At 71.7% G+C, this 23,580-nt stretch carries 24 protein-coding genes; 10 read left to right on the top strand and 14 right to left on the bottom strand.

Annotated elements, in window-relative coordinates; all coding sequences use genetic code 11:
- The coding region (locus tag ACLQ28_RS06230) for a HAMP domain-containing protein (protein ID WP_425685213.1) at window positions 1–1,352 on the bottom strand (1,352 nt) is incomplete at its 3' end.
- Between the two features lie 304 nt (window positions 1,353–1,656).
- Here ACLQ28_RS06230 and ACLQ28_RS06225 point away from each other — a divergent pair.
- Window positions 1,657–3,711, top strand: a complete 2,055-nt coding sequence (locus tag ACLQ28_RS06225; RefSeq protein WP_425685212.1) for a SpoIIE family protein phosphatase — start codon at window positions 1,657–1,659, stop codon at window positions 3,709–3,711.
- Between the two features lie 102 nt (window positions 3,712–3,813).
- Here the strand turns inward: ACLQ28_RS06225 and ACLQ28_RS06220 are convergent, their stop codons facing one another.
- The gene (locus ACLQ28_RS06220; protein ID WP_425685211.1) at window positions 3,814–5,172 is read right to left on the bottom strand and encodes an FAD-binding oxidoreductase; all 1,359 of its coding nucleotides are present in this window, start codon (window positions 5,170–5,172) and stop codon (window positions 3,814–3,816) included.
- Between the two features lie 96 nt (window positions 5,173–5,268).
- Between ACLQ28_RS06220 and ACLQ28_RS06215 the strand changes: the two genes are divergently transcribed.
- Window positions 5,269–7,365, top strand: a complete 2,097-nt coding sequence (locus tag ACLQ28_RS06215) for a S9 family peptidase (RefSeq protein ID WP_425685210.1) — start codon at window positions 5,269–5,271, stop codon at window positions 7,363–7,365.
- Window positions 7,366–7,474: 109 nt separating this feature from the next.
- Window positions 7,475–7,645 carry a hypothetical protein gene (locus ACLQ28_RS06210; RefSeq protein WP_425685209.1) on the top strand — a complete coding sequence of 57 codons (171 nt, stop codon included), beginning with the start codon at window positions 7,475–7,477 and terminating at the stop codon, window positions 7,643–7,645.
- A 14-nt stretch (window positions 7,646–7,659) separates the two neighbouring features.
- Here the strand turns inward: ACLQ28_RS06210 and ACLQ28_RS06205 are convergent, their stop codons facing one another.
- The 4 genes from ACLQ28_RS06205 to ACLQ28_RS06190 form a co-directional block, all read right to left on the bottom strand.
- On the bottom strand, window positions 7,660–9,192 hold the full coding sequence (locus ACLQ28_RS06205) for an FtsX-like permease family protein (protein ID WP_425685208.1): 1,533 nt from the start codon (window positions 9,190–9,192) through the stop codon (window positions 7,660–7,662).
- Window positions 9,189–9,890, bottom strand: coding sequence for an ABC transporter ATP-binding protein (locus ACLQ28_RS06200; RefSeq protein ID WP_425685207.1), 702 nt, complete (start codon window positions 9,888–9,890; stop codon window positions 9,189–9,191). Before ACLQ28_RS06200 ends, ACLQ28_RS06205 begins: the two co-directional genes overlap by 4 nt.
- Complete coding sequence (locus ACLQ28_RS06195; protein ID WP_425685206.1) at window positions 9,887–10,423, bottom strand: PadR family transcriptional regulator; 537 nt, start codon at window positions 10,421–10,423, stop codon at window positions 9,887–9,889. The genes ACLQ28_RS06200 and ACLQ28_RS06195 overlap by 4 nt, the downstream gene beginning before the upstream one ends.
- Before the next feature lie 164 nt (window positions 10,424–10,587).
- Entirely contained in the window at window positions 10,588–11,172 is a 585-nt protein-coding gene (locus tag ACLQ28_RS06190) for a TIGR03086 family metal-binding protein (RefSeq protein WP_425685205.1), read from the bottom strand.
- A gap of 31 nt (window positions 11,173–11,203) precedes the next feature.
- On the opposite strand from ACLQ28_RS06190, the gene ACLQ28_RS06185 reads away from it, so the two are divergent.
- On the top strand, window positions 11,204–12,001 hold the full coding sequence (locus ACLQ28_RS06185; protein WP_425685204.1) for an AraC family transcriptional regulator: 798 nt from the start codon (window positions 11,204–11,206) through the stop codon (window positions 11,999–12,001).
- Between the two features lie 42 nt (window positions 12,002–12,043).
- Here the strand turns inward: ACLQ28_RS06185 and ACLQ28_RS06180 are convergent, their stop codons facing one another.
- The 6 genes from ACLQ28_RS06180 to ACLQ28_RS06155 are packed head-to-tail and all read right to left on the bottom strand — an operon-like array spanning window position 12,044 to window position 17,641.
- The gene (locus ACLQ28_RS06180; RefSeq protein WP_425685203.1) at window positions 12,044–13,573 is read right to left on the bottom strand and encodes a SpoIIE family protein phosphatase; all 1,530 of its coding nucleotides are present in this window, start codon (window positions 13,571–13,573) and stop codon (window positions 12,044–12,046) included.
- Between the two features lie 13 nt (window positions 13,574–13,586).
- Window positions 13,587–14,948: a sensor histidine kinase gene (locus ACLQ28_RS06175; protein WP_425685202.1), complete on the bottom strand. Its 1,362-nt coding sequence runs from the start codon at window positions 14,946–14,948 to the stop codon at window positions 13,587–13,589.
- On the bottom strand, window positions 14,945–15,958 hold the full coding sequence (locus tag ACLQ28_RS06170) for a SpoIIE family protein phosphatase (protein ID WP_425685351.1): 1,014 nt from the start codon (window positions 15,956–15,958) through the stop codon (window positions 14,945–14,947). The genes ACLQ28_RS06175 and ACLQ28_RS06170 overlap by 4 nt, the downstream gene beginning before the upstream one ends.
- Complete coding sequence (locus ACLQ28_RS06165) at window positions 15,955–16,374, bottom strand: anti-sigma regulatory factor (protein WP_425685201.1); 420 nt, start codon at window positions 16,372–16,374, stop codon at window positions 15,955–15,957. The genes ACLQ28_RS06170 and ACLQ28_RS06165 overlap by 4 nt, the downstream gene beginning before the upstream one ends.
- A complete protein-coding gene (locus tag ACLQ28_RS06160) occupies window positions 16,371–16,781 on the bottom strand; it encodes an STAS domain-containing protein (protein ID WP_355029225.1) in 411 nt (136 codons plus the stop codon). The genes ACLQ28_RS06165 and ACLQ28_RS06160 overlap by 4 nt, the downstream gene beginning before the upstream one ends.
- A complete protein-coding gene (locus tag ACLQ28_RS06155) occupies window positions 16,781–17,641 on the bottom strand; it encodes an STAS domain-containing protein (protein ID WP_425685200.1) in 861 nt (286 codons plus the stop codon). The genes ACLQ28_RS06160 and ACLQ28_RS06155 overlap by 1 nt, the downstream gene beginning before the upstream one ends.
- A gap of 163 nt (window positions 17,642–17,804) precedes the next feature.
- On the opposite strand from ACLQ28_RS06155, the gene ACLQ28_RS06150 reads away from it, so the two are divergent.
- Window positions 17,805–18,161: an STAS domain-containing protein gene (locus ACLQ28_RS06150; protein ID WP_425685199.1), complete on the top strand. Its 357-nt coding sequence runs from the start codon at window positions 17,805–17,807 to the stop codon at window positions 18,159–18,161.
- Window positions 18,162–18,174: 13 nt separating this feature from the next.
- On the opposite strand, the gene ACLQ28_RS06145 is transcribed toward ACLQ28_RS06150, so the two are convergent.
- Window positions 18,175–19,455: an MFS transporter gene (locus ACLQ28_RS06145; protein ID WP_425685198.1), complete on the bottom strand. Its 1,281-nt coding sequence runs from the start codon at window positions 19,453–19,455 to the stop codon at window positions 18,175–18,177.
- A gap of 50 nt (window positions 19,456–19,505) precedes the next feature.
- Between ACLQ28_RS06145 and ACLQ28_RS06140 the strand changes: the two genes are divergently transcribed.
- The 4 genes from ACLQ28_RS06140 (at window position 19,506) to ACLQ28_RS06125 (ending at window position 21,718) form a co-directional block, all read left to right on the top strand.
- Window positions 19,506–20,222, top strand: a complete 717-nt coding sequence (locus tag ACLQ28_RS06140) for a FadR/GntR family transcriptional regulator (RefSeq protein WP_425685197.1) — start codon at window positions 19,506–19,508, stop codon at window positions 20,220–20,222.
- Window positions 20,223–20,261: 39 nt separating this feature from the next.
- Window positions 20,262–20,735: a large conductance mechanosensitive channel protein MscL gene (gene mscL / locus ACLQ28_RS06135; protein WP_425685196.1), complete on the top strand. Its 474-nt coding sequence runs from the start codon at window positions 20,262–20,264 to the stop codon at window positions 20,733–20,735.
- A gap of 81 nt (window positions 20,736–20,816) precedes the next feature.
- The gene (locus ACLQ28_RS06130) at window positions 20,817–21,068 is read left to right on the top strand and encodes a hypothetical protein (protein ID WP_088951051.1); all 252 of its coding nucleotides are present in this window, start codon (window positions 20,817–20,819) and stop codon (window positions 21,066–21,068) included.
- Window positions 21,069–21,346: 278 nt separating this feature from the next.
- Complete coding sequence (locus ACLQ28_RS06125) at window positions 21,347–21,718, top strand: hypothetical protein (protein ID WP_425685195.1); 372 nt, start codon at window positions 21,347–21,349, stop codon at window positions 21,716–21,718.
- Here the strand turns inward: ACLQ28_RS06125 and ACLQ28_RS06120 are convergent.
- On the bottom strand, window positions 21,631–22,902 hold the full coding sequence (locus ACLQ28_RS06120; protein WP_425685194.1) for a benzoate/H(+) symporter BenE family transporter: 1,272 nt from the start codon (window positions 22,900–22,902) through the stop codon (window positions 21,631–21,633). The genes ACLQ28_RS06125 and ACLQ28_RS06120 overlap by 88 nt on opposite strands.
- Window positions 22,903–22,957: 55 nt before the next feature.
- Between ACLQ28_RS06120 and ACLQ28_RS06115 the strand changes: the two genes are divergently transcribed.
- The gene (locus ACLQ28_RS06115) at window positions 22,958–23,518 is read left to right on the top strand and encodes a helix-turn-helix domain-containing protein (RefSeq protein ID WP_425685193.1); all 561 of its coding nucleotides are present in this window, start codon (window positions 22,958–22,960) and stop codon (window positions 23,516–23,518) included.
- Window positions 23,519–23,580 lie beyond the last annotated feature (62 nt).

Genomic DNA, 23,580 nt, shown 5'->3' with positions numbered 1-23,580 from the left:
CCCTCGGTGCCCACCTCACGGGCCACCCGGGTCACCTCGTCAGCAAACGACGACAACTGGTCCACCATCGTGTTGACCGTGTTCTTCAGCTCCAGGATCTCACCCTGGGCGTCCACCGTGATCTTCTGCGACAGGTCACCCTTCGCCACCGCCGTGGAGACCTGGGAGATGTTGCGGACCTGGCTGGTCAGGTTGCCGGCCAACTGGTTGACGTTCTCGGTGAGGTCTCGCCAGGTGCCAGAGACCCCGCGCACCTGCGCCTGGCCGCCCAGCTTGCCCTCGATGCCCACCTCACGGGCCACCCGGGTCACCTCGTCGGCAAACGACGACAGCTGGTCCACCATCGTGTTGACGGTGTCCTTCAGCTCCAGAATCTCGCCCTGCGCCGCCACCGTGATCTTCTGCGACAGGTCACCACGCGCCACCGCCGTGGAGACCTGCGCGATGTTGCGGACCTGGGCGGTCAGGTTCGACGCCATCGAGTTGACGCTGTCGGTCAGGTCCTTCCAGGTGCCGGCCACGTTCGGCACCTCGGCCTGGCCGCCCAACTTGCCCTCGGTGCCCACCTCCCGGGCCACCCGGGTCACCTGCTCGGCGAAGAGCCGCAGCGTGTCGGTGAGGTAGTTCATCGTGGCGGCCAACTCGGCCACCTCACCGCGCGCGCCAACCGTGATCTTCTGCGACAGGTCACCCTTGGCCACCGCCGTCGCCACCTGCGAGATCGACCGCACCTGGCCGGTCAGGTTCGACGCCATGGTGTTCACCGAGTCGGTGAGGTCCTTCCAGGTGCCGGCGACGCCCCGCACGTCGGCCTGGCCACCGAGCTTGCCCTCGGTGCCCACCTCACGGGCCACCCGGGTCACCTCGTTCGAGAATGACGAGAGCTGGTCGACCATGGTGTTGACGGTGCGCCCGATGCGCAGGTACTCACCACGCAGCGGCCGGCCGTCGATCTCCAGCGCCATGTGCTGGGACAGGTCGCCGTCCGCGACCGCCACGATGACCCGGGCGATCTCGGTTGTCGGGCGGCCCAGGTCGTCGATCAGCGAGTTGATGGCCCGCTGCCCCTCCGCCCAGGAGCCGTCCAGCCCCTCGTCGTCGAGCCGCTCGGTGAGCCGGCCGTCACGACCGACGATCCGACTGATCCGCCGCAGGTCCAGGTACTGCCGCTCCTGGGACGAGACCACCTCGTTGAAGGCGTCCGCCACCTCACCAGCCGTGCCGGCGCGGCGGGGAAGCCGGACCTTCAGGTCGCCGCAACGGACCCGTCGCAGTGCCTCGGTCAACTCACCGAGGAGCGCCTCGTGGTCGGCTGCGGACGAATCCGCCACCGACTGCTTCGCCGTGGTCATCATTCCTCGCTCAACTCGGGGGCTGCCGGTCCGTGCGGACACACCGACACCCCATATTGTGCCCGCGCGCGCCGTAGTGCCAGGGCGTGCGACCCACCAGATGGCTGCGATCCCCGTCCGATTCGGCCGATGAACGCAGGGCTGGCACGGCGCGTCGCACACCTCGCAAGGGCCGCCAACCCGCCCGTCGGACGCATCGAGGGCGGTCGCCCCACCGGGTGCCCTTCCTCTCGTCTCGGGCGGAGGAGGGGCACGATTCATGATCGGCTTGGCACCTGGTGGGGGGACGGTGGAGGATACGGGGGTGTCAGCCGAGGCGGGGGCCGCGACGGCCGGGGCCCGGGACGGGGCGATCCGGCGCGTCCGCCTGCCCGCCGACCGTCGTACGCCGGCCGCCGCCCGCGCCGTGGTCCGCTCGGTGTTGACCGAGTCACACCTGGACGAGCTGGCCAACGAGGCCCTGCTGCTCACCACCGAGCTGACCACCAACGCCGTCGAGCACGCCCGCACCGAACTGGACATCGAGGTCGTCGCCGACGCGATCGGGCTGACCGTCACCGTCTCCGACTTCGCGCCCGGGTCGGGCGACGAGCTGACCGTCGGCACCCGCAACGACTCCATGGAGATCGACGAGGTCTCCGAGCGTGGCCGAGGTCTGCTGCTGGTCGACCACTTCGCCAGTCGCTGGGGCACCACGTACCTGCCCACCGGCAAGGGCGTCTGGTTCCGATTGGACCGCCCCGGTGCCGACCCGCCAACCGAGGGCACCGCCGGTGGCGACCTTCGGGTGAGCACCGACAGGTCCGCGCCGAGCGCCAACGCGATGAGCGAACTCATGCAAACCGCACCCGACCCGCACGCGGACGATCCGCTGCCCGACTTCGCCACCAACCTGCTCAGCAGGGTCGCCGAGATGGTGGGCGCGGCCGGTGGCACGATCCGCCTGGACCGGGGCGACGGACAGGGCCGTCAGGTGTTGGCACGCTTCGGTCGACCGCCCCACCCGGAGAGCGAACTGCTCCGGGTGCCGCTGACGGTGCAACGCCCGTACGCCGGGGAGCTGGAGTTGGACGCCGCGCCGTCGGCGTACGCCCGGCCGTTGGCGGTGCTCACCGCCGAGCGACTGTCGCTGCACCTGGAGAACGACCGGCTCCGCAGGGCCGACGTCCGCCGGCAGGTGTGGCTGACGTTCCTGGCTGAGGCGAGCGAGCTGCTCGCCCAGTCGCTGGACGTCGATCTGACCATGGCCCTGGTCCCGCAGTTGGTGGTGCCACGGCTCGGCCAGTGGTGCGCGGTGCACACCGCCGACGAGTGGGGCCGGCTCCGGCTCGCGGCCGCCAGCCACGCCGATGAGTCGATGCTTCCGCAACTGCACAAGGTGCTGGCCGAGACCGGGCCGGATTCGATCCAGGCCCGCCTACGTGAGGCGTCGCGCAGCGCGGCGCAGATCCCCCTGGGCGGGCCGATGGAAGGCTTCGCGGTCCCACTGATCGCGCGCGGGGAGCGGCTCGGCACCCTGGCGGTAGGGCGGCACCAACGGCACCGGCACGACCCGGACGAGGTGGCCGTTCTGGAGGACGTGGCCCGCCGGGCGGCGCTGGCCATCGAGAACGCCCGGATCCACGCCGAGCGCCGCCGCGTGGCGCAGACCCTTCAGCAGTCCCTGCTGCCGCCGGTGCTGCCGCTGGTGGACGGGATCGGCTTCGCCGCCGAGTACGTCCCGACCGGCGACGACGCGGAGGTGGGGGGCGACTTCTACGACGTGGTGCCGCTGCCCGACGGGCGTTGGCTGGTGGTGATCGGTGACGTCTCGGGCAAGGGTGTCCAGGCCGCCGCCGTGACCGGGCTGGTCCGGGACGTGATCCGGGTGTTGGTCGGCGACGGGAAACCGTTGCCGGAGGCGTTGGCGCGGCTCAACGAGACGCTTGTCGAGCGGGGTGGCGGGCGATACTGCACGTTGGCGCTGGCGGCGGTCGGGCCGGGCCAGGGCGACGAGTTGGACGTGTCACTGCATCTGGCCGGCCACGATCAGCCGGTGCTGCTCGCTGGTGCCGGCGGCGCGGGATTCGTCGGCACCGGCGGCACCGCGCTCGGCCTGCTCGACACGATCACCTCGCCGACGGCGAAGATCACGCTCGCGCCGGGCGACTCGCTGATCTTCTACACCGATGGCGTCACCGAGCGGCGGCGCGGCCGGGAGCTGTTCGGCACGGACCGCCTGCGGGACGCGGCCGCACCCCTGGCTGGATATTCGGCCGACGTGGTGGCCGCCAGGCTGCGCTCCGCCGCGATCAACTTCTCCGTCGAGCCGCCCCGGGACGACATCGCCATCCTGGTGCTCCGCAACGACGCGACCTGACCGGCACGCGGCCCCTGGGAAACGGGGCTGCTCGGTAGATTGACGGTCATGGCGAGTGTCGCGCAGCTCGCGACCGTCGGTGCGTTCCTCGCCGTGCGGGGCTCACAGGCCCCCGGGGAGGCGTCCAGGGGCGAGCCGATGCTCCGGATCGAGGTGCTCCTTGGCTGCTCGCAGCTGAGCCAGGCCGGCCAGTTCGCCCCAGAGGTCGACGGCCTGGCGGACCGCCGCGGGGGCGGAGACCACCACGCAGCGGCCCTGCCGAGCCAGCAACACCCCTCGGACGGCGGCCAGGATGGACGCCACCCGGCTGGGAGCCAGCGCTCCGGGCAGTGCCGCGTGCACCACGCCCAGCCCGGCGGACCCGCGCAGCGGCACCGGGGCGCCGGCGGCGTCGCGTAGCGCGTAGACGGCAGCGTGCAGGTCGCCGATCGGCACCTCCAGGCGCAGCGCGGTGTCGCCGGGCGCGAACGGGTAGCGGCGCCACCACGTCGGCGCGGAGTGGGCGATCGTCGCCTCCCCGTGTAGCAGGCCGACCAGGCGCTCGGCGCGTTCGGTGACATCGGCGGAGCCACCCTCCAACAGCACCACCAGGCTGCCCGCCCGAGACGGAGCGCCGGCCCGCCCGGACATCGACGGGTGGCGCTCCCGGGCGGTGGCGGCCGGATGGCCGGGCGGGTACGGCGTACGTGGCCGTGGGGTGCCCCCGGGGAGGTCCAGCTCGATGGCCGCCGGCTCCAGGCGGGCGGCCAGGATCGTCCGGACCAGGTCGTGCACTTCCAGCGGCGTCCACACCGGGCGGGACACCCAGAGCCGGCTCGCCGGCAGCGGCTGCACCCGCAGACTCGCCGAGACCAGCACGCCGAGCGCGCCCTGGGAGCCACAGAGCAGCCGCGCCACGTCGAGCCCGGGCGTGCCGCCCCCGGCGCTGACCAGCTCACCGTCGGCACCGAGGTAGCGGACACCGAGCAGTTGGTCGCAGGGGCTGCCGTGGCGGTGGCGCAGCGGGCCGGCCTCGCCGGCGGCGAGCACCCCGCCGAGGGTCGCGCCGGGTGACGGGGCGTCCAGCGCCAACCGCTGCCCGGTGCGCTCCAACGTGGCCTGCACCGCCCGCAGCGGGGTGCCGGCACCCACCTCGGCCACCGGCGCGCCGGCCGGCTCGTGACCGATGCCGGCCAGCCGGCCGGTGTCGAGCAGGATGTCGACCTGGACAGGCGTGGCACCCCAGTCGATCTTCGTGCCGGCACCCCGGGGCACCACCGCCAGGTCGTGCGCGGCAGCCAGCCGCAGCACCTCGGCCGCGGCGTGCGGGCTGCCCGGCACCGCCACCCAGCGCGTCGGCCGCCCCGCCACCTCGTCGGCCGGCCCGCCCAGCCGGGAGAACGGTGGGCCGCAGATCGCCGCCAATCGTCTGGTGATCTCGAGGGCTCCGGATCGGCCGAGGGAACTCGCTGCTGCCGCCATGGCGGTCATCGTACAGGTGTTCTAAACGCACGGTGTCGACTATCGGGATGCCGCTGGTCCGGCGTACAGCAGCTGCCGGCCGGTAACGTGGCCGCCGTGACCACCGAGACTGCCCCGCCCGCGGCGAAGCGGGTGCCCAGCGAGCGCACCCACCACGGCGACACCGTCGTCGACGAGTACGCCTGGCTTGCCGCCAAGGACGACCCGGAGACGATCGCCTACCTGACCGCCGAGAACGAATACACCGACGCGCGTACGGCGCACCTGGCCACGCTGCGCGAGGAACTGTTCGAGGAGACCCGCCGACGGACCAGGGAGACCGACCTGTCCGTGCCGACCCGCAAGGGTGGGCACTGGTACTACACCCGGACGGTCGAGGGGCAGCAGTACGGGGTGCAGTGCCGGCGCGCCGTCCGCGACGGTGAGACCGACCCGCCGGTCAGCGAGGACGGCGCCCCGCTCGACGGCGAGGAGGTGCTGCTCGACGGCAACCTGCTGGCCGAGGGGCACGACTTCTTCTCGCTGGGCGCGTTCGACGTCAGCCCAGACGGTCGCTGGCTGGCCTACTCCACCGACTTCTCCGGGGACGAGCGGTTCACCCTGCGGGTGAAGGATCTGACCACCGGCGAGTTGCTGCCGGACGAAGTACCAGACACGTTCTACGGCACCGCCTGGTCGACCGACGCCTCGGTGCTGTTCTACGTGACGGTGGACGACGCCTGGCGACCGAACCAGGTATGGCGGCACACCATCGGTTCGGCCGCCACCGACGACGTGGTGGTCCACCAGGAGGACGACGAGCGGTTCTGGGTGGGCGTCGAGCTGACCCGGTCGGAGAAGTTCATCCTGATCGACGTCCACAGCAAGGTGACCAGCGAGGTGCTGGTGATCCCCGCCGGCAACCCGGCCGGCGCGCCGGCCGTGATCGCGCCGCGCCGGCAAGGCATCGAATACACGGTGGAGCACCATGGCCACCGGTTCCTGATCCTGCACAACGACGGCGCGGAGGACTTCGCGCTGGCGTTCACCTCGGCGGACGTGCCGGGCGACTGGGTGCCGCTGATCGAGCACACCCCGGGCACCCGGCTGGAGGCCGTGGACGCCTTCGCGAACCACCTGGTGGTGTCACTGCGCACCGACGGGCTGACCGGGCTGCGGGTGATGCCGGTGGGCAGCGACGACGCCCACGACATCGATTTCCCCGAGCCGTTGTACAGCGTCGGGCTGGACGCCAACCCGGAGTACCGCACCGGGCAGGTCCGCCTGCGTTACTCGTCGCTGATCACTCCGGACTCGGTGTACGACTACGACCTGGTCACCCGACAGATGGTGCTGCGCAAGCAGAAGCCCGTGCTGCCCGGGCCGGACGGGCGACCCTACGACCCGGCCGAGTACGAGCAGCACCGCGACTGGGCACTCGCCGACGACGGCACCCGGGTGCCGATCTCACTGGTCTGCCGGGTCGGCACACCCCGGGACGGCTCGGCGCCGTGCGAGCTGTACGGCTACGGCTCGTACGAGGCCAGCATGGACCCGTGGTTCTCGGTAGCCCGACTGTCGCTGCTGGACCGGGGCGTGGTCTTCGCCGTGGCGCACACCCGGGGCGGCGGTGAGCTGGGTCGGCGCTGGTACGACCAGGGCAAGCTGCTGGCCAAGAAGAACACCTTCACCGACTTCGTCGCCTGCGCCCGGCACCTGGTCAAGGCTGGCTGGACGGCCAGCGACCGACTGGTCGCCCGGGGGGCCTCGGCCGGCGGCCTGCTGATGGGCGCCGTGGCCAACCTCGCACCGGACGCGTTCACCGGCATCGTCGCGCAGGTGCCGTTCGTGGACGCGCTCACGTCGATCCTCGACCCGTCGCTGCCGCTGACCGTCACCGAGTGGGAGGAGTGGGGCAACCCACTTGAGGACCCCGAGGTGTACGCGTACATGAAGTCCTACACGCCGTACGAGAACGTGGCTGCGGTGGACTACCCGGCGATCCTCGCGGTGACCAGCCTCAACGACACGCGGGTGCTCTATTCGGAGCCGGCGAAGTGGATCGCCCGGCTGCGGGCGACCGCCCCGGAGGGCGACTACCTGCTCAAGACCGAGATGGGTGCCGGGCACGGCGGGCCGAGCGGTCGCTACGACGCCTGGCGCGAGGAGGCGTTCATCAACGCCTGGATCCTGGACCGCATCGACCGCGCCTGACCCGCCGGGTCGACATGATCGCGCTCGATCCTGGAGGTGGTGGCCTCGACCGTCCGTCAAGGCCACCACTTCCGGGAAACTGCTCGATCAGCTCGCCTAGACTTCCGGCGTGAACGACGAGGCCGGCTCGGGGACCGACGCACCGCCGAGTGCGGCCCGGCGCATGTCCGCCTGGACGATCCTCGCCGTGGTGGCCGCAGCCCTGGTCGTCTGCTGCTGCTCCGCCGCCGTCGGCCTGCTGATCTCCTGGTCCGCGGGCCTCTTCCACAGCCCGACCTGACCAGCCACCCGGGCTCAGGTCGTGCGCAGCTCGTCCAGCGCCGTGCTCGCGCGCAGGAACAGCAGGCCGACGCCGACCGTCACCAGCACCGCGACCAACGCGCCCACACCGAGCAAGGCCAACTGCTCCAGGGGTACGGCAACGGCTCGCTCGATCGCGGGGGTGTACTCGATCCGGGTGTACTGCTCGCGAGTGGCAGGGTCGTCACACAGCGCCGCCGCTGCCTCGCAGATCTCCATCGACGAGCCGCCCGCCGACACCTCCGCACCGAATCCCCTGCCGAGCATGGTGCCCACGGTGAGCGCGAGCAGGATCGCCGGTACCGCCGGGGCCAGCGCCTGCCAGGCCACCGAACGGCTCAGCGTCGCTCGGGGCACCCCGGTGGCGACCAACGCCGCGTACGCGCGTCGACGGGCGACGATCCCCTCGACCAGCGCGACGATCAGCCCACCCGTCGCGATCAGGATGGCCACCGCGACTGCGGCATCGACCAGATCCATGGTGGACAGATAGAAGGAGTCACCGCCACCGTCCGCCCCGACGAGTTGGCTCTGCTCCCGATCGAGCTGGTCCATGGTGGCGAAGTGGGCGCGCTGGGCGGCCGCACCCCCACCAAAGATCAGGGCGGCGAGCAGCGCCGCGAACGTGCGACTGCCCGCCCACGGGTCGGCCATCAGCCGGCCCGCCGCGAGCAGGGCCGCCGGGCGGCGGGCATACCGACGCAACAACCGACCGCAGGTGTACGAGATCCACCCGGTGCCGATCACCACCCCGATCATCGCCGCGAACCCACCCGCCACGAACAGCAACGGCACCAGCCAGGCCAGCACCTGCTCGTTGCCGCCGAACTGATACGTGATTGGACGGACGGCAAGGAACGAGGCCAGGCCCAGCCCGATCAGGAACCCCGCCCACGGGCGCGGACCGCGCTCGCGGCGGGCCTTACGGCTCACCCCGAGCGGGCTCGTGGTGACCGTACGCAGCATCAGAGCGGTAACCAGCGCTGCGACGACCGGCAGACCGAGCACCACTGCGGCCAGAGCCCCGGTCGACGGCAGCACGTCGGTGGGCAGAGCCAGTTGACCTCGCTCGTCGGGGCGGTGCAGCTGCACACGGCCGACCAGGTAGACGCCCAGCCCCACGAGCGTGCCGAGCAGGGCGGCCACGCCGGTCTCCAGCACGGCCAGCCTGGTGACCTGGCCGGGAGTCGCGCCGGCCAGCCGGAGCGCGGCCAGCCGCCGATCCCGCGCTGGCGCGCCGAGCCGGGCGCACTGGCCAGCCAGCGCAAGCACCGGAATCATCAACATCAGCAACGCGAACGCCGTCCCACCCCGCAACCCGGGCTCGACCAGCAGCGCATTGTGGTATTGCTCCGACCATCTGTTGGGATTTTCGTCCGTTGCCGCTGGCGTCGGGATGGCCAGCACGGTGAGTGCCGCGAGCCCGGCCAGGGTCGCCAGCAGGGCACTCAGCGCGGTGAGCACCACCCGGGCGGTGTCGGTGCGGGTGCCGGCGAGCGCGAGGCGGACCAGCGTCGCCGGTCTCACCGGGCGCCGCCGACCACCGGCACGTCGACCCCCAGGCCGGTGTGGTCCACCAGGCCGTCGCGCAGCACGATCTCCCGATCGGCGTACGCGGCAATCCGCGGTTCGTGGGTGACCAGCACGACGGCGGTGCGCTGCTCTCGGGCGAGCCGGACCAGATGAGTGAGCACCTGCTCACCGGCGAGCGTGTCCAGTGCGCCGGTCGGCTCGTCGGCGAAGAGCACCCGGGGCTCCGTGACCAGCGCCCGTGCCGTGGCGCAACGCTGCTGCTGGCCACCGGACATCTCACCCGGCCGAAGGTCGGCCAACTCGGCCACACCGAACCGATCCAGCCAGGTGAGCGCCGCCGTCCGCGCCTCTCGCCGCCCCGTGCCGGCGAGAAGCAGGGGCAGGGCGACGTTCTCCGCGGCCGTCAACTCGGCCACCAGTTGGCCGAACTGGAACAGCACCCCGAACTCGGTGCGCCGCAGCCGGGAACGCGCCGCCTCGGACCAGGTGTCGATGCGGTGCCCGCGCCAGGTGACCTCGCCGGCGTCCGGCCGGAGGATCCCGGCCAAGCAGTGCAGCAAGGTCGACTTGCCGCAGCCACTCGGACCGGTGACGGCGACGATCTCACCCTCGGCCACGTCGAGTGTCACGCCGCGCAGCGCGGGCGTCGGGCCGTACGCCCGAACCACGCCGCGAGCCTGGAGTTGCGTCACGGATGCACCTCCCGGTGCCAGTCGGCGACCCGGCCCAGGGTGGCGTGCAACCACCCCAGATCCGCATCGAGGTGGGCGATCGCGAAGTCGGCCGCGACCACATCGCTGAGGGTGGCGGTGGGGTCTCCCTTGACCGCGGTCAGCTCACGCAGCCGTGCGGTGTGCGCGGCGCGCTGGGAGATCAGGTAGGACCGTGCCCGGTCGACATCGGCGACCAGGAGCGCCACCATGACCTTGGCGAAGAGCGTGCTGGCCACGTACGGCATCGGTGGCTCGACGGTGGACAGCCACTGGTCCAGCGTGGCCCGCCCCTGGTCGGTCAGCGCGTACGCCGTGCGATCCGGCCCCGCCGCGCGATCCTGCCCGGCGGTGGCCACCAGACCGTCGCGTTCGAGGCGGCCAAGGGTGGCGTAGACCTGCCCGAAGGCCAACGGCCGGGCCCGGGGCAGCCGCTCGTCATGTGCACGCTTGAGGTCATAGCCGTGCCGGCTGCCCTCAGCAAGCAGCCCAAGCAACACATGCGGCGTAGACACGCCCGCCACTATTCACCGAGCGAATACCCAAAGTCAACAACCCACCCACCCCACCCCCCACACCCCCACCCCCACCCGGGTGATCAAGAAGTTTGCGTCACCAGCGCCCCGAAACCTGACGCAAACCTCTTGATCACCGAGACGGGGTGGGGGGTGGGGGGTGGTTAGGGGGTTGGGGTGGGCCAGGTGGGGGTGCGGCCCGTTTGGGACAGTAGGTGGGCCAGGTCGGGAGTGGAGGTTGGGGTGGTGGCGGTCGGGAGCGGCTCGGCGAAGACGCCCATCTTGCGGGCGGTGGGGCCCAACTGCTCGACCAGGCCGTGCAGTTCGGCCACAGCCTCCGGGGCGGGCTGGTACGGCTGGCCAGTGGCGACGGCAAGATCCCAGCCGTGCACGGTCAGATCCAGCAGAGCCATACCGCCGATGACGGTCTGCGGCATGCCCATGCCCGGCGACACCCCCTCCAGGGTGGAAGGATCGGCCCAGGCGGCCACCAAACGGCCGGTCTCCGCCTCGAACCGGTCCTGCCAGCCGCCGACCAGGTGGTCCGGCTTCTCGGCCCATTCCACCTGCCGCTTCAAGGCCAGATCCTGGAAGTTGACCACCACCTCGAACAGGTGGTTGAGCAGATCACGAACGACGTAGTCACGGCACGGCGTGGGCAGGTCGAGTTGGTGGTCGGCGATACCGCGCACCACATCGACGGTTCGCGGCGCGGCAGCCGCCAGCAGATCGCTAGTCTGAGTGGTCATACGGCCAGCGTATGAGGGTGGTCTTGAATAAATGCGACATCGACCGCGTGGCGACAGCCGGGGAATTCTCGACCCGGAGCGGATGCTGCGCGAGGTGCGCTTCCGTCGGCACCTGCCGGTGGAGTCGCTACGCCCTTGGGTCGAGCACTACTGGCTGATCGACTGGACGTTGAGCACACCGTTCGAGCAGCGGATCGTGCCGCACCCGGCGGTAAACGTGGTGTTCCGGCGTGACGGCGACGGCCCCGAGTTCGGCGAGGTGGCCGGGGTGGGCCGCGACCTGTTCCGGATCACGCTCACCGGCACCGGCCGGGTCTGCGGGGTGCAGTTCCGTCCCGGCGGCTTCCACTCGTTCTGGCGTCGACCGGTCACCGAGCTGACCGGCCGCCGGGTGCCGTTGCCCGCTGGCCGACTGGCACTCCCCGACACCCCGGTGTGCGTGGCGACCGACGACGAGCGCTGCCACGCGTTGGACACCATGCTCACCGCCTGGGAACCGGAGCCGGACCCGATGACCGAGGAGGCCGTCCGGCTGGCCGAGGCGATCCGCACCGACCGGACGGTGCTACGCGTCGACGACTTCGCCGCGCGGCACGACATTCCGGTCCGCCGGTTGCAGCGGCTCTTCATGGAGTACGTGGGGGTCGGGCCAAAGTGGGTGATCCGCCGCTACCGGCTCCAGGAGGCCGTCGAACAGGCCGCTGGTGGCCCACTGAGCTGGGCGGATCTCGCCGCCGACCTTGGTTACAGCGATCAGGCCCACCTGGTCCGCGACTTCACCGCCGTGGCCGGGATGTCACCCGCCGCGTACGCCCGCTCGGTGCACTGAGCCCGGCAACGCACCAAGGCCGGCAGCACACCGAGGCCGGGCTCAGCGTCGGCGCAGGACGACGACGGCGACGTCGTCCTGGATCTCCGGTGGCGCCAGCTCCACCAGCAGTCGGGCGCAGAAGCGCTCCAGGTCGTCGTCGACCGTGGCGCAGACCGCGGCGAGTGCGGCCAGCCCCTCGTCGATGGTGGCGTCCCGTCGCTCGATCAGCCCGTCGGTGTAGAACACCAGCGTCGCCCCGGCCGGAAGCACGAACTCCAGGTCGGCCGGGCGAGGCGCGCGGATGCCGAGCAGCGGCGCCGAGTGCTGCACGAACTCGACCTTGCCCTCCTTGCTGAGCACCGGCGGAAGATGCCCGGCGCTGGCCAGCCGCACCCGCCCGGTCGGCGGGTGCAGCAGCAGCACGCAGAGCGTGGCGATCTCGTTCGGCAGCAGTGTCCGCATCAGCTCGTTGACCCGGTGCAGGATCTCGCCGGGCTGGTGCCCCTCGACGGCGTACGCCCGCACCGCGTGCCGCAGCTCGGCCATGACGGTCGCCGCGTGCAGCGAGTGGCCGGCTACGTCGCCGATAGCCAGCAGCAGGTGCCCGTCGAGCATCACCAGCTCGTAGAAGTCGCCGCCCACCTCGGTCTGCGCGCTGGCCGGCTCGTAGCGCACCGCGAGGTCCAGGCCGGCAACCGTGGGCAGCCCGCGCGGGAGCAGGCTGCGCTGGAGGGTGACCGCGATCCGGTGCTCCTCGTCGAACGAGCGCTGCGCCTCCACGGCGGCGGCCACCGCCTGGGCGAGCTGCTTCAGCACCGGGGTCCGAGCGGTCTGGGTGGCGGTCGGGACGACCACGTACAGCGGGGCCCGGTCCTCCCGCAGTTTGGCGGCGGCAACCGTCACCGAGTCGTCGGCCGGCCAGTCGAGCAGCGCCCACTGTGCCGGGGTCTCCACCCGGACCGTCGCGCCGGTCGGCACCCCGGTGTCGTCGACGACCCACGGCACCACGGCGGCTACTGCGCCCGGACCGGCGCAGATCCCGGCAAGACAGTCACCGTCGAACGTTTCGGCGATCACTGCCGCTGGGCTCTTGAAGATCTCTGCGGCCCCCGCCGCGGCGGCCTCCAGCAGGCGTACGAAGGTCGGGGCGGCGTGCACCGCCACGGTCGTGTCGGCCAGCCCGAGCAGCCGCTCGGCGAGCAGTTCGGCGCGCTGCCGGGCCTGGTAGTAGCGCAGCACCGCCCGCGTGGTGGCGATCAGCTCTTCCGGCTCGATCGGCTCGGTCAGGTACGCGTCCGCGCCCCGGGTCAGCCCCTGGGCACGGTCGGCCACGTCCACGGCGTGCGCCGACACGTGGATCACCGGCTTTGCCGGGTGCCGCGCCTTGATCTGTTCGCAGACCTCGTAGCCGCTGAGGTCGGGCAGCCGGACGTCGAGGACCACCAGGTCGATCCGGTCGACCTCGATCCGGGCCAACGCCTCGGCGCCGTTCTCGGCCTCAAGCACGGTGAACCCGGCCCGGGTCAGCCAACTGACCAGCAGGTAGCGCTTGGTACGACTGTCATCGACCACCAGGATGGTTGCCGGCATGCCGTCCACGCCGTCACATCCCGCCGGCGGGCAGGGAGACGGTGAACGTGCTGCCCTGGCCGGGTGCGCTGGTCAGCTCCAGTGTCCCGCCGAGCAGCGTCACCAACCGCCGGGCGTACGGCAGGCCGAGGCCGGTGCCGCCGACCCGGGTGGCACCCGGCACCTGGTAGAACTCCTCGAATATCCGGTCGTGCAGCTCGGGCGCGATGCCCGCCCCGGTGTCACTGACCTCGAAGTTCCACCGGGCGCCGTGTTGGCGGGCCCGCAGTCGCACCTCGCCGCGCTCGGTGAACTTCAACCCGTTGTGCAGCAGGTTGCGCAGCACCTGGCCGAGCAGCACCTCGTCGGTGCGGAGCACGGCCGGCGCAGCCGGCTCCTCCACCACCAGCTCCACCTCTGGGCGGGTGGCCAGCGCGCGCAGGGTGCCGCGCAGTTGACCGAAGACCGGGCGCAGGTCGACGTCCGCCAGGTCCGGTTCGATCCGGCCGGACTCCGCCTTGGCCAGATCGAGGAGTTCGTTGACCAGCCCGAGCAGGTCCGCTGCGGAGGAGCGGATCAGGTCGACCTGGCGGGCCTGCTCGGCGGTGAGCGGGTCGGAGGCGGAGTCGGTGAGCAGCCGCCCCAGCCCGATGATCGCGGTGACCGGGGCGCGCAGCTCATGGCTGACGTTTGCCAGGAAACGGCTCTTCGACTCGCTCGCGGCACGCAGTTGCGCCGATTTCTCGTCCAGTTCGGCGTAGAGGGCGACGACGCCCCGGTTGGTTTCCTCCAACTCTTCGGTGAGCTGGTTGTAGAGCGCCAGCACACCGCGGTTGGTTTCGGCTAGTTCCTCGTTCAGTACGGCCAGTTCGTCGCGCTGACTGCGCACCTCGTCGAGTGCGGCGATGAGCTGCCCGTTCTGCACGGTCAGCTCGTCCAGCGCACTGGACGGCGCGGTACGGCCGAGTTCGGTACGGAACTCGGCGAGCCGCGCCGGGGTCGGCATGGGCGCGTTGGCCGGGACTCGTCGGGACATCCTCACGACCGTAACCCCCTCGACGGTCGACACGCTCAGTGTGTCGACCAGTCGGGACACCGCGCCGGACTGCGGCTCGTAGCGGCCGCCGGGCAGCGGGGCCACCGGGGCCAGGTCTGCGCGCAGGTGGAAGCGGCCGTCGACACCCGCGTCGATGTGGAAGGAGACGTCCGCACCGCCTGTCGTTCGCAGCAGGTCCCGGGCGACCTCGCTGAGCGCGGTGGCGATGCGGACCTGGTCCTGGTGTTCGAGACCGACCACGGCGGCCACCTCGCGGCCGCGCTGGCGGATCACGAAGATGTCCTGCTCAACCCGCAGCGCCATCTGCAGCAGCGGCAGCGCGGCCGGTTCGCCGGTCATGCCCAGGACCTCGCGACCAGTACGCAGGCGTCGTCGCGTCGCACACCGGCGTCGCGTAGCAGTGTCGCCGCCATCACCAGCGGGGACCGCTCCGCGAGGCCCGGGTAGTCGGTCAACCGCCAGCGGTCGACAACTCCGTCGCTGTGCATGACCAGTCGGGCACCCGGACCGAACGGGTAGTCGTACTCCCGGATTGTCGGCCGCTGGTGCCCGGAGATGCCGGGCAGCGACACCAGCCCTCGGCGTTGTCCGTCGCCCTCGACGACCACGCCGGAGATGTTGCCCAGGCCGGCGTAGTGCAGCACACCGGCCTCCGGCCGCAGCTCGGCGACGGCGAGCGCGGCACCACGGGTGTGCGACATGCTCCGGTGCAGGTGACCGACCACCGCAGCCGGTGGGCCGGCCGGGGCGTTGCGGAAGGCAGCGAGTGCCGCGTCGGTGGCGGCACCGGCCAGTGGGCCGTGCCCCAACCCGTCGCTGACCAGCACCTGGTGCCGGCCGTCGGCGACCCGGACGGCGTACCCGTCACCGCTGACCGTTTCGCCGGTGAGCGGCCGGGTGAGGGCGCCGGCCCAGGACGGCCGGGCCGGCTCCGCCGGCCAGACCTGCACGGCGAGGACGGTGCCCCGGCCGGGCAGGGAGTATCCGTCGAACCAGCTGGCCTGCCGGACGATGGCACCCAGACCGATGCCGAGCGTGCCGGCGGTGGAGTGCCCGTCCTGCGACGAGACGGTCAGGTCGGCCATGCCGGGCCCGGAGTCGGTGGCCACCAGCTCCACGCCGGCCTCCCCGGCGCGGCGCACCGGCCGGAGCAGCAGGACGCCCTCGTCGGCGTGCTTGACCAGGTTGCTGGTCAGCTCGGCTGCGACGATGGCCAGGTCGGCGATTCGTGCCGCACCCATCTCCACCTGAGCACCGAGGCGTTCGGCGGCGCGCCGGACGGTGCTCGCCGCGCTACTGGCCTCCACCCGAAACCAGATGCCACTGTCAGTAACCGCGTCGGCGTTCACCGGGACCACTTGGTGACCGTAATGCGCGTGCCGGTCTCCGGAGAAGTCTCGATCTCGAATTCGTCGACGAGTCGGCGGGACCCGCTGAGGCCGAGGCCGAGGCCGCCGCCTGTGGTGTAGCCGTCGGTCAAGGCCAGATCGAGGTCGGCGATGCCCGGCCCGGAGTCGGCGAAGACGATCCGGACGCCCTTACGTCGGCCGTTGTCCACGGTTGTCACCTCGACCGAGCCGCCGCCCCCGTACACCAGGGTGTTGCGGGCCAACTCGCTCGCCGCGGTGACCACCTTTGTCTGGTCGACGAGGGAGAGCTTGACGGCCACGGCCACGGCGCGGACCAACTGCCGGACGCGCACCACGTCCTCGTCGCTGCGGACCGACTGCGCCTGTGGGTGGCCCAGGTCGATGCCCGCGGTCACGGCGTGGCCGTCTCGGCGTCCGGATCGTCGTCGAGCTGGTAATCGAGCTCGTCGGCGTGGGCCGCCGCGATCAGCTCCATGCCGCGCTCGACGTTCAGCGCGGTACGGATGCCGTTCAGCGACAGCCCCAGTTCGACAAGGGTGATGGCGACTGCGGGGCGCATCCCGACCACGACCGTCTCCGCGTCGAGCACCTTGGAGATCGACGCGATGGTGGAGAGCATCCGCCCGACGAAGGAGTCGACGATGTCCAGCGCGGTGATGTCGATGATGACGCCGTGGCAGCCGGTGTCCACGATCCGCTCGGCGAGGTCTTCCTGGAGCTGGACCGCGGTCTGGTCGGACATGTCCAGTTGGATGGAGACGAGCAGGATGTCGCCGATCTTGAGGATCGGCACGCGTTCCATCAGAAGCCCCGGCGCGGTTGGCGGCGGGCGGTCTCCACCCCGCTGAGCCGCAGCACGTGGCGCAGCGCGTCGGCGAGGCTCGCCTTGGTGGCGATGTCGCCGAACTCGATGCCGAGCGCGACGATGGTCTGCGCGATCTGCGGGCGGATGCCGGAGATGATGCAGTCGGCACCCATCAGTCGGGCGGCCACCACGGTCTTCAGGATGTGCTGGGCGACCTGGGTGTCCACCGCGGGGACGCCGGTGATGTCGATGATCGCGTACGGGGAGCCGGTATCGACCAGGGTCTGCAGCAGCCGCTCCATCACGACCTGCGCCCGGGCCGAGTCCAGGGTGCCGACCAGCGGGACGGCGACCACGCCCTCCCAGAGCTTGACCACCGGCGTGGAGAGCTCGAGCAGCTGCTCGGCCTGGTCGGCGATCAGGCTCTCCCGGGTGCGTACGAAGCTTTCGAAGGTGAACAGGCCCATCTCGTCGACCAGCTTGGAGAAGGCGACGTAGTCGGGCAGCGCATTGGTGCCACCGGCCTCCTGGACCAGCTCGGCCAGCACGTCCTTGAGCGCGAAGATGCTGACCGTGGTCTCGGTGGCGGAGAAGCCCTGCCGGGCCCGGCCACGGGACAGGTCGGCGAGCGCCGCGCGCAACTCGGCGGCGTGGTCGGCGGACAGGTCGATGTCGCCCTGCTCGCCGGTGGTGACGATGGCGCTGTGCAGGTCCTGAACCTGCCGGCGCAGCTCGGCCTGGCTCAGCCGGCCCCGCAACGAACTGGTGACGATCTCGGTCCACCGAGACGTGACCCGCTCGGCCTGCCCGCTGAGCAGTGCGGCGAGTCGACCACTTTCTTCGGTGCTCAACGCCATTTGGAACCCCCTTGACCTGGACCGGGCGGACTGTATCACCGGAGGCTCACCAACTACTTGCCCCGTAGCAACAAAATGATGATGGCCACCGGATCACGCCTCCCGTTCTGCGTACGACCCCGGTCGTGGGATACCGTTCCCCCGATAACAGGAGGTCTGGCGGATGTCGTTGACGGTGCATACGGAACAGCGCGGCGACGTGGTCGTCGTGTCGGTCGCGGGCGAGTTGGACATGGCCACCGCACCGCAGTTGCAGGACCAGATCACCGACCTGCTCGACAAGGGTCGCAACCGGCTGGTGTTCGACCTGGCGGACGTCTCGTTCTGCGACTCGACCGGCCTGTCGGTCTTCGTCCGCGCCAAGAACAGCTGCGACGAGGCCGGCGGCGTGGTCCGGCTGGCCGCCCCGCAGCGGGGTGTGCTGCGCATCCTTGAGGTGAGCGGGCTGGTCGAGGTGCTGCACACCTACCCGACGGTGGATGAGGCAGTCGCCGGCAAACCGACGCCGGCCTCCTCCTGACCGTTGCCGTTGCTCACTCGTCCTCGACGTAGCGGGGACGGGCGATCGCCATGCCCGCCGCCGTCTGCACGGCGAGTGCACCCAGCAGGAACCCGATCGGCGCGGTCCAGCCGCCGGTGACCTCGTAGAGGATGCCGACCATCAGCGGGCCGAGGGCTGCGATCACGTACCCGGTGCTCTGCGTGAACGCGGAGAGCGCGACGGTGCCCTCGGCCGTGCGGGCGCGCAGGCCGATGGCGGTCAGGATCATCGGGAACGCGCCCTGGCCGATCGCCAGCAGGATCACCCAGAGCAGCGCGGCGCCGTGCGGGGCGAGCGCCAGCCCCAGGTAGGCCAGTGTCGACGCGGCGGTCATCCCGAGCACCAGCGGGCGCAGGCTGGCCATCCGGCCGGCCACGGTGGGCATCAGCAGCGCGATCGGCACGCCGAGCGCGGTCACCCCGGCGAGCAGCAGCCCGGCCGACTCCGGCTGGTAGCCGGCATCGCGGAACAGTTGGGCCAGCCAACCCATGATCGCGTACCCGCTGAGCGACTGTGCCCCGAAGTAGACGGCCATCGCCCAGCCGAGCCGGGTCCGCGCCGGCCGGACCCGAAGCGGCGCGGCACTGGCCGCCGTCGAGGTCGCGCGCCGTGCGGCGGCGCGGGTCCGCATTGCCAGCGGCACCCACGGGAGTACGGCCACCGCGGCCATCGCAGCCCAGATGCCGAGGCCGGCCCGCCACGACCCGAAGGCGTGCGCGATCGGCACCGCGGAGGCTGCGGCCACCGTCGTGCCCAGGGTCAACGCCATCGTGTACGCCCCGGTGACCAGGCCGGTGCGCTGCGGGAAGTGCTGCTTGACCAGCATCGGTAGCAGGATGTTGGCGACCGCGATGCCGGACAACGCCAGCGCGCTGGTGAGCACGAAGATCAAGGCCGAGTCGGTGGTGGCCCGAAGCACCTGGCCGACGGCGAGGGCGAACATGGCGACCACCAGCACCCGGGCCGGCGCCACCCGGCGGACCAGCCACGGGGTGAGCGCGCCGAGGCCGGCGAACGCGATGGTCGGCAGGGTGGTGACCAGGCCAGCGGTGGTGCCGGAGAGGCCGAGCCCGTCGCGGACCTCGTCGAGCAGTGCGCCGAGGCTCGTCACCACGGCGCGCAGGTTGAGCGCGACCAGCAGCATCCCGACCAGCACGAGCGCGCCACCGGTCGCCGGGTGCGTCCGTCGGCCCGTACCGGGGTCGCGCGTTGAGCGCGGGTCGACGGCGACGGGAGCAGGCGGCGCCGGAGCGGCGATAGGTGGCGGGGTCATGGCATCCAACCTACAATCATGGGATGAATTTGAGCCCGGTGATGTAACCAGTGCCACCGTCGGTCGATTTCCCCTCCGCGCCGCCGGTGCCGCCCAGCGGCCAGCCAGCAGTGCCGCCCCGGGGCCACCGGGTCCGGCAGACCATCGAGCAGCTCCGCGCCCGGATCCTCGCCGGCGAATGGCCGGTCGGCGGGCGCATCCCCACCGAGCCGCAACTGGTCGCCGCGCTGGGCGTGGGCCGCAACACGGTCCGCGAGGCAGTCCGCGCCCTGGTGCACGCCGGGGTGCTGGAGTGCCGGCAGGGCTCCGGCACGTACGTGGTGTCCACCGACGAACTGGCCCCGGTGGTCGCCCGCCGGCTCGGCGACGACCGGATGACCGAGGTCGTCGAGGTGCGTCGCGCCTTCGAGGTGGAGGCCGCCCGGCTCGCCGCGCTGCGGCGTACACCGGAGGACCTCGCGGCGCTCGACGGCGCGCTCGCCGCGCGCGAGGCCGCCTGGCACGGCGGCCGGGTCGACGCGTTCGTCGAGGCCGACGCGGCACTGCACACCGCGGTGGTCGCCGCCGCGCACAACGCCATGCTCGCCGAGCTGTACGCCTCGTTCGGCGCCGCCCTGCGCAGCACGGTCGCCCAGGCGATGGGGGAAGCGCTCACACCTGAGCGCTACGTCGACCACACGCGGCTGGTCGAAGCGATCCGGGCCCGTGATCCAGGCCGGGCGGCGATCGAAGCTGGCGCTTTCCTGGAGCCCGCTCCCGGGGCATAGGTTGTCCCGGACAGAAAAGCGGACACCTCGGGAGTACGGATGCTCAAGGGCTTCAAAGACTTCATCATGCGCGGCAACGTCGTCGACCTGGCGGTCGGTGTCGTCATCGGCGCCGCGTTCACGGGCGTGGTCACCCAACTCACCAAGTCGTTCCTGGATCCGCTGATTCGGGTCTTCGTGTTGCTCATCACGGGCAGCGACAAGGGCCTCGCCGGCACGGCGCCCGAGTTCCGCGGCATCGCATTCGACTGGATCGCCTTCGTCAACGCGGTGATCACCTTCCTGCTGACCGCGCTGGCGCTCTACTTCCTGGTCGTCTACCCCATGAACAAGCTGGCCGAGCGGCGCAAGCGGGGCGAGGAGCCGCCGCCGGCTGCGCCGAGCGAGGAGGTCAAGCTGCTCACCGAGATCCGGGACGCGCTGGTCTCCGCCGGCCACACCACCCCGGGCCAGCAGCGTGGGGCGCTGGACGACGTGCTGGCGCGTCGCACCGAGCCGCCGACGCAGCGCTGACCCGAGCGGATACACATCGGCCCCTGCGGGATTCCCGCAGGGGCCGCACCTTCTCGTACGTGTGTTCGATAGAGTCCCGCCATGGAGCAGCGCAAGCACTGGTGGAACGGGAAATGGGGGCGACTCGCCCGGCGGGACGTCTTCCTGCGGGTGGACGCCGACCGGTGGCACGTCGAGCAGCGGGCCGGCGGCGCCGAGGGCATCTCCCGGTTCTACGAGTACGGCAGTGCGGACGAGGCCGAGGACACGGTCCGGGCGCTGCTCGACGGCCCGGACACCTGGCGTGAGTTGTCCCCCCGCCCGCCGGGCAGCTGGACCCTTCCGAACAGCTAAGCGATCGCCGTCGCCCACCGCCATTCCGGACTTGGAGGCGGTAGTGCTCTCGTCGGTTATGACTCAGTGGCATAAATATGCCGCAGAGTCATAACGCTCTCCGGGCCCATCGCATCCGAGCCCATCGCATCCGAGCCCTGCCGCCCCGCCGAGCCCTGCCTCCGCCGGGCTGCCGGGTCAGCGGCCTGCCGGCGGGCCGGCGGGCCGGCCTCCGGGCGGAGCGTTGGGCGGGTCGGCGGTGGCGTTTAGCGGCGTACCGCCCCGGGAACCGCAATGGGATGGACCAGCAGGACGAGCAGCAGGCGACCATCTCGCGGATCACCACCGGAATGCCGGTGATCGACTCAGCCGGCACCGAGGTCGGCACGGTGGACCTCGTCCAGCGGGCCGACCCGAACGCGGTCACCGTCCAGGCACCGACCGCCGACCCCGGCAGCAGCCTGAACGAGTTGATCGAGGCCACAGCGGTCGAGGAGCCGGATGTTCCGGCCGATCTGGCGGCGCGGTTGCTGCACAGCGGCTACCTGAAGGTCTCGACGGATCTGACCCGCACCGGGGCGGTCTACGTATCGGCCGACCGGATCGGCTCGGTCGCCGACGGCCGGGTCCTCCTCGCCGTGGACGTGGCCGACCTACCGCCGGAGGAGTGATCGACTCCATATCGGCGACGTGGCGGCATCCCCGGGCGGCGCTGGAAGAGCAGCAGCATCAGGCAGCCGGCGACCAGACCCCAGAACGCACCGCCCACCCCGATCAGCGTTACCCCGGAGGCGGTCACCACGAAGGTGACCACGGCGGCCTCGCGGGTCGCCGGGTCGGTCACCGCCGAGGCGAGCGCGGTGGCGAGGGCGCCCAATAGGGCCAGCCCGGCGACCGCCTCGATGAGGATCGGCGGGGCGACCGCGACCAGCGCGGTGGCCACGCCGGCGCCCAGACCGAGCAGGGCCAGCCCGACGCCGGCGGTGACCGAGGCGACCCATCGGCGCTCCGGGTCCGGGTGCGCGTCGGGGCCGGCGGCCAGCGCTGCGGTGATCGCCGCGAGGTTCACCGCGTGCCCTCCGGCCGGGGCTGCGAGCAGGCTCGCCAGGCCGGTGGCCCGAAGCGCGGCACCGAACGGTGGCCGGTAGCCGTAGCCGACCAGCACCGCCATACCGGGTACGTTCTGCGCGGCCATGGTGACCAGGAACAGCGGCAGGGCGAGCCCGATCAGCGCCGACGCATTCCAGGCCGGCGCGGTCAGGGTGACCGACGGGGCCAACACGGCACCGGTCAGGCCGGCCGGCGGCGCGGTCAGCGCGATCGCGACCACCGCTACCAGCAACGCGCCGGGCACCGCCCAGCGGCGGGCGAACCGGTGCAGCAGCAGCCAGCCGACCACCACCGGGGCAGCCACCGCAGGCAACTCGACAAGCGCGCGGACCGGGGCGGTGCACAGCGGCAGCAGCACCCCGGCGAGCATCGCGCCGGCCACCGGTTTGGGGATGGCGGCCACCGCACGACCGAGTGGCGGGAACAGCCCGGCCGCCACGATCAGCACACCGGAGACGAGGAAGGCACCCACCGCCACGGGCCACCCGCCCGGCGGTGGCCCGGTCGCCACCAGCAGCGCCGCACCCGGCGTCGACCAGGCCACGCTCATCGGTATCCGGTGCCGCCAGCCCAACCAGGCGGCGGTGAGCCCGCACGCCACGCAAAGAGCGAGCAGGCCGGAGGCGGCTTGCGCGTCCGATGCGCCGGCCGCCCGGAGCCCGGCCAGCACGACAGTGAACGAGCTGGCGAAGCCGACCAGGGCGGTCACCGCGCCGGCCAGCACCGGTTGGACGCGTCCGGCCACCCCACCCTCCCGAGTGTTCCGTTTACGGAACGACAGTGTGTAGCACGATAGCCGGGTGCCGCACCCACCACCAGCCCGCCGTCCGGCCCTCGACGTGGATCCCGCCGTCGTCGGCCGCCGGGTCCGTGCCCTGCGCGAGGAGCGGGGGATCTCGCTGTCCACACTGGCCCGGCTCGCCGGTGTGGGGAAGGCCACCCTCTCCGGCCTGGAGCACGGCACCCGCAACCCGACCCTGGAGACGCTCTGGGCGGTCACCGCACAGCTCGGCGTACCGTTCACCGCTCTGCTGGCGGAGCCGACCGCCGGGCCCACCGCGCACGGCACCGCGGTCACCGCCACCCTGCTGGAGGTGTTCACCGACACCGACGCGACCTACGAGTTGTATCGGATGCAGGTCACGCCCGGCCCAGGTCAGCTCTCCCCCGCCCACCAGCCAGGAGTCACCGAGCACGTCACCGTCTTCGCCGGGGTGCTGCGCGCCGGCCCGGCCGACGCACCACTGACCGCACCGGCCGGCGGTCACCTCCGCTGGGTCTCCGACGTGCCGCACACGTACGTGGCGGTGGGTGACGAGGAAGTCACCGCCAGCTTGCTACTGCGCTATCCACGCCGCTGAAAAACCGGCCGATCGGCCCTGGTTCGCCAGCTGCGACGACGAAGATCGCAATCATTTCTCGA

This window comes from Micromonospora sp. DT201, assembly GCF_049841575.1.
Taxonomy (GTDB): domain Bacteria; phylum Actinomycetota; class Actinomycetes; order Mycobacteriales; family Micromonosporaceae; genus Micromonospora.
Note: the sequence above shows the minus strand (reverse complement) of the source record. Positions and strands in the feature narration are given on the sequence as shown.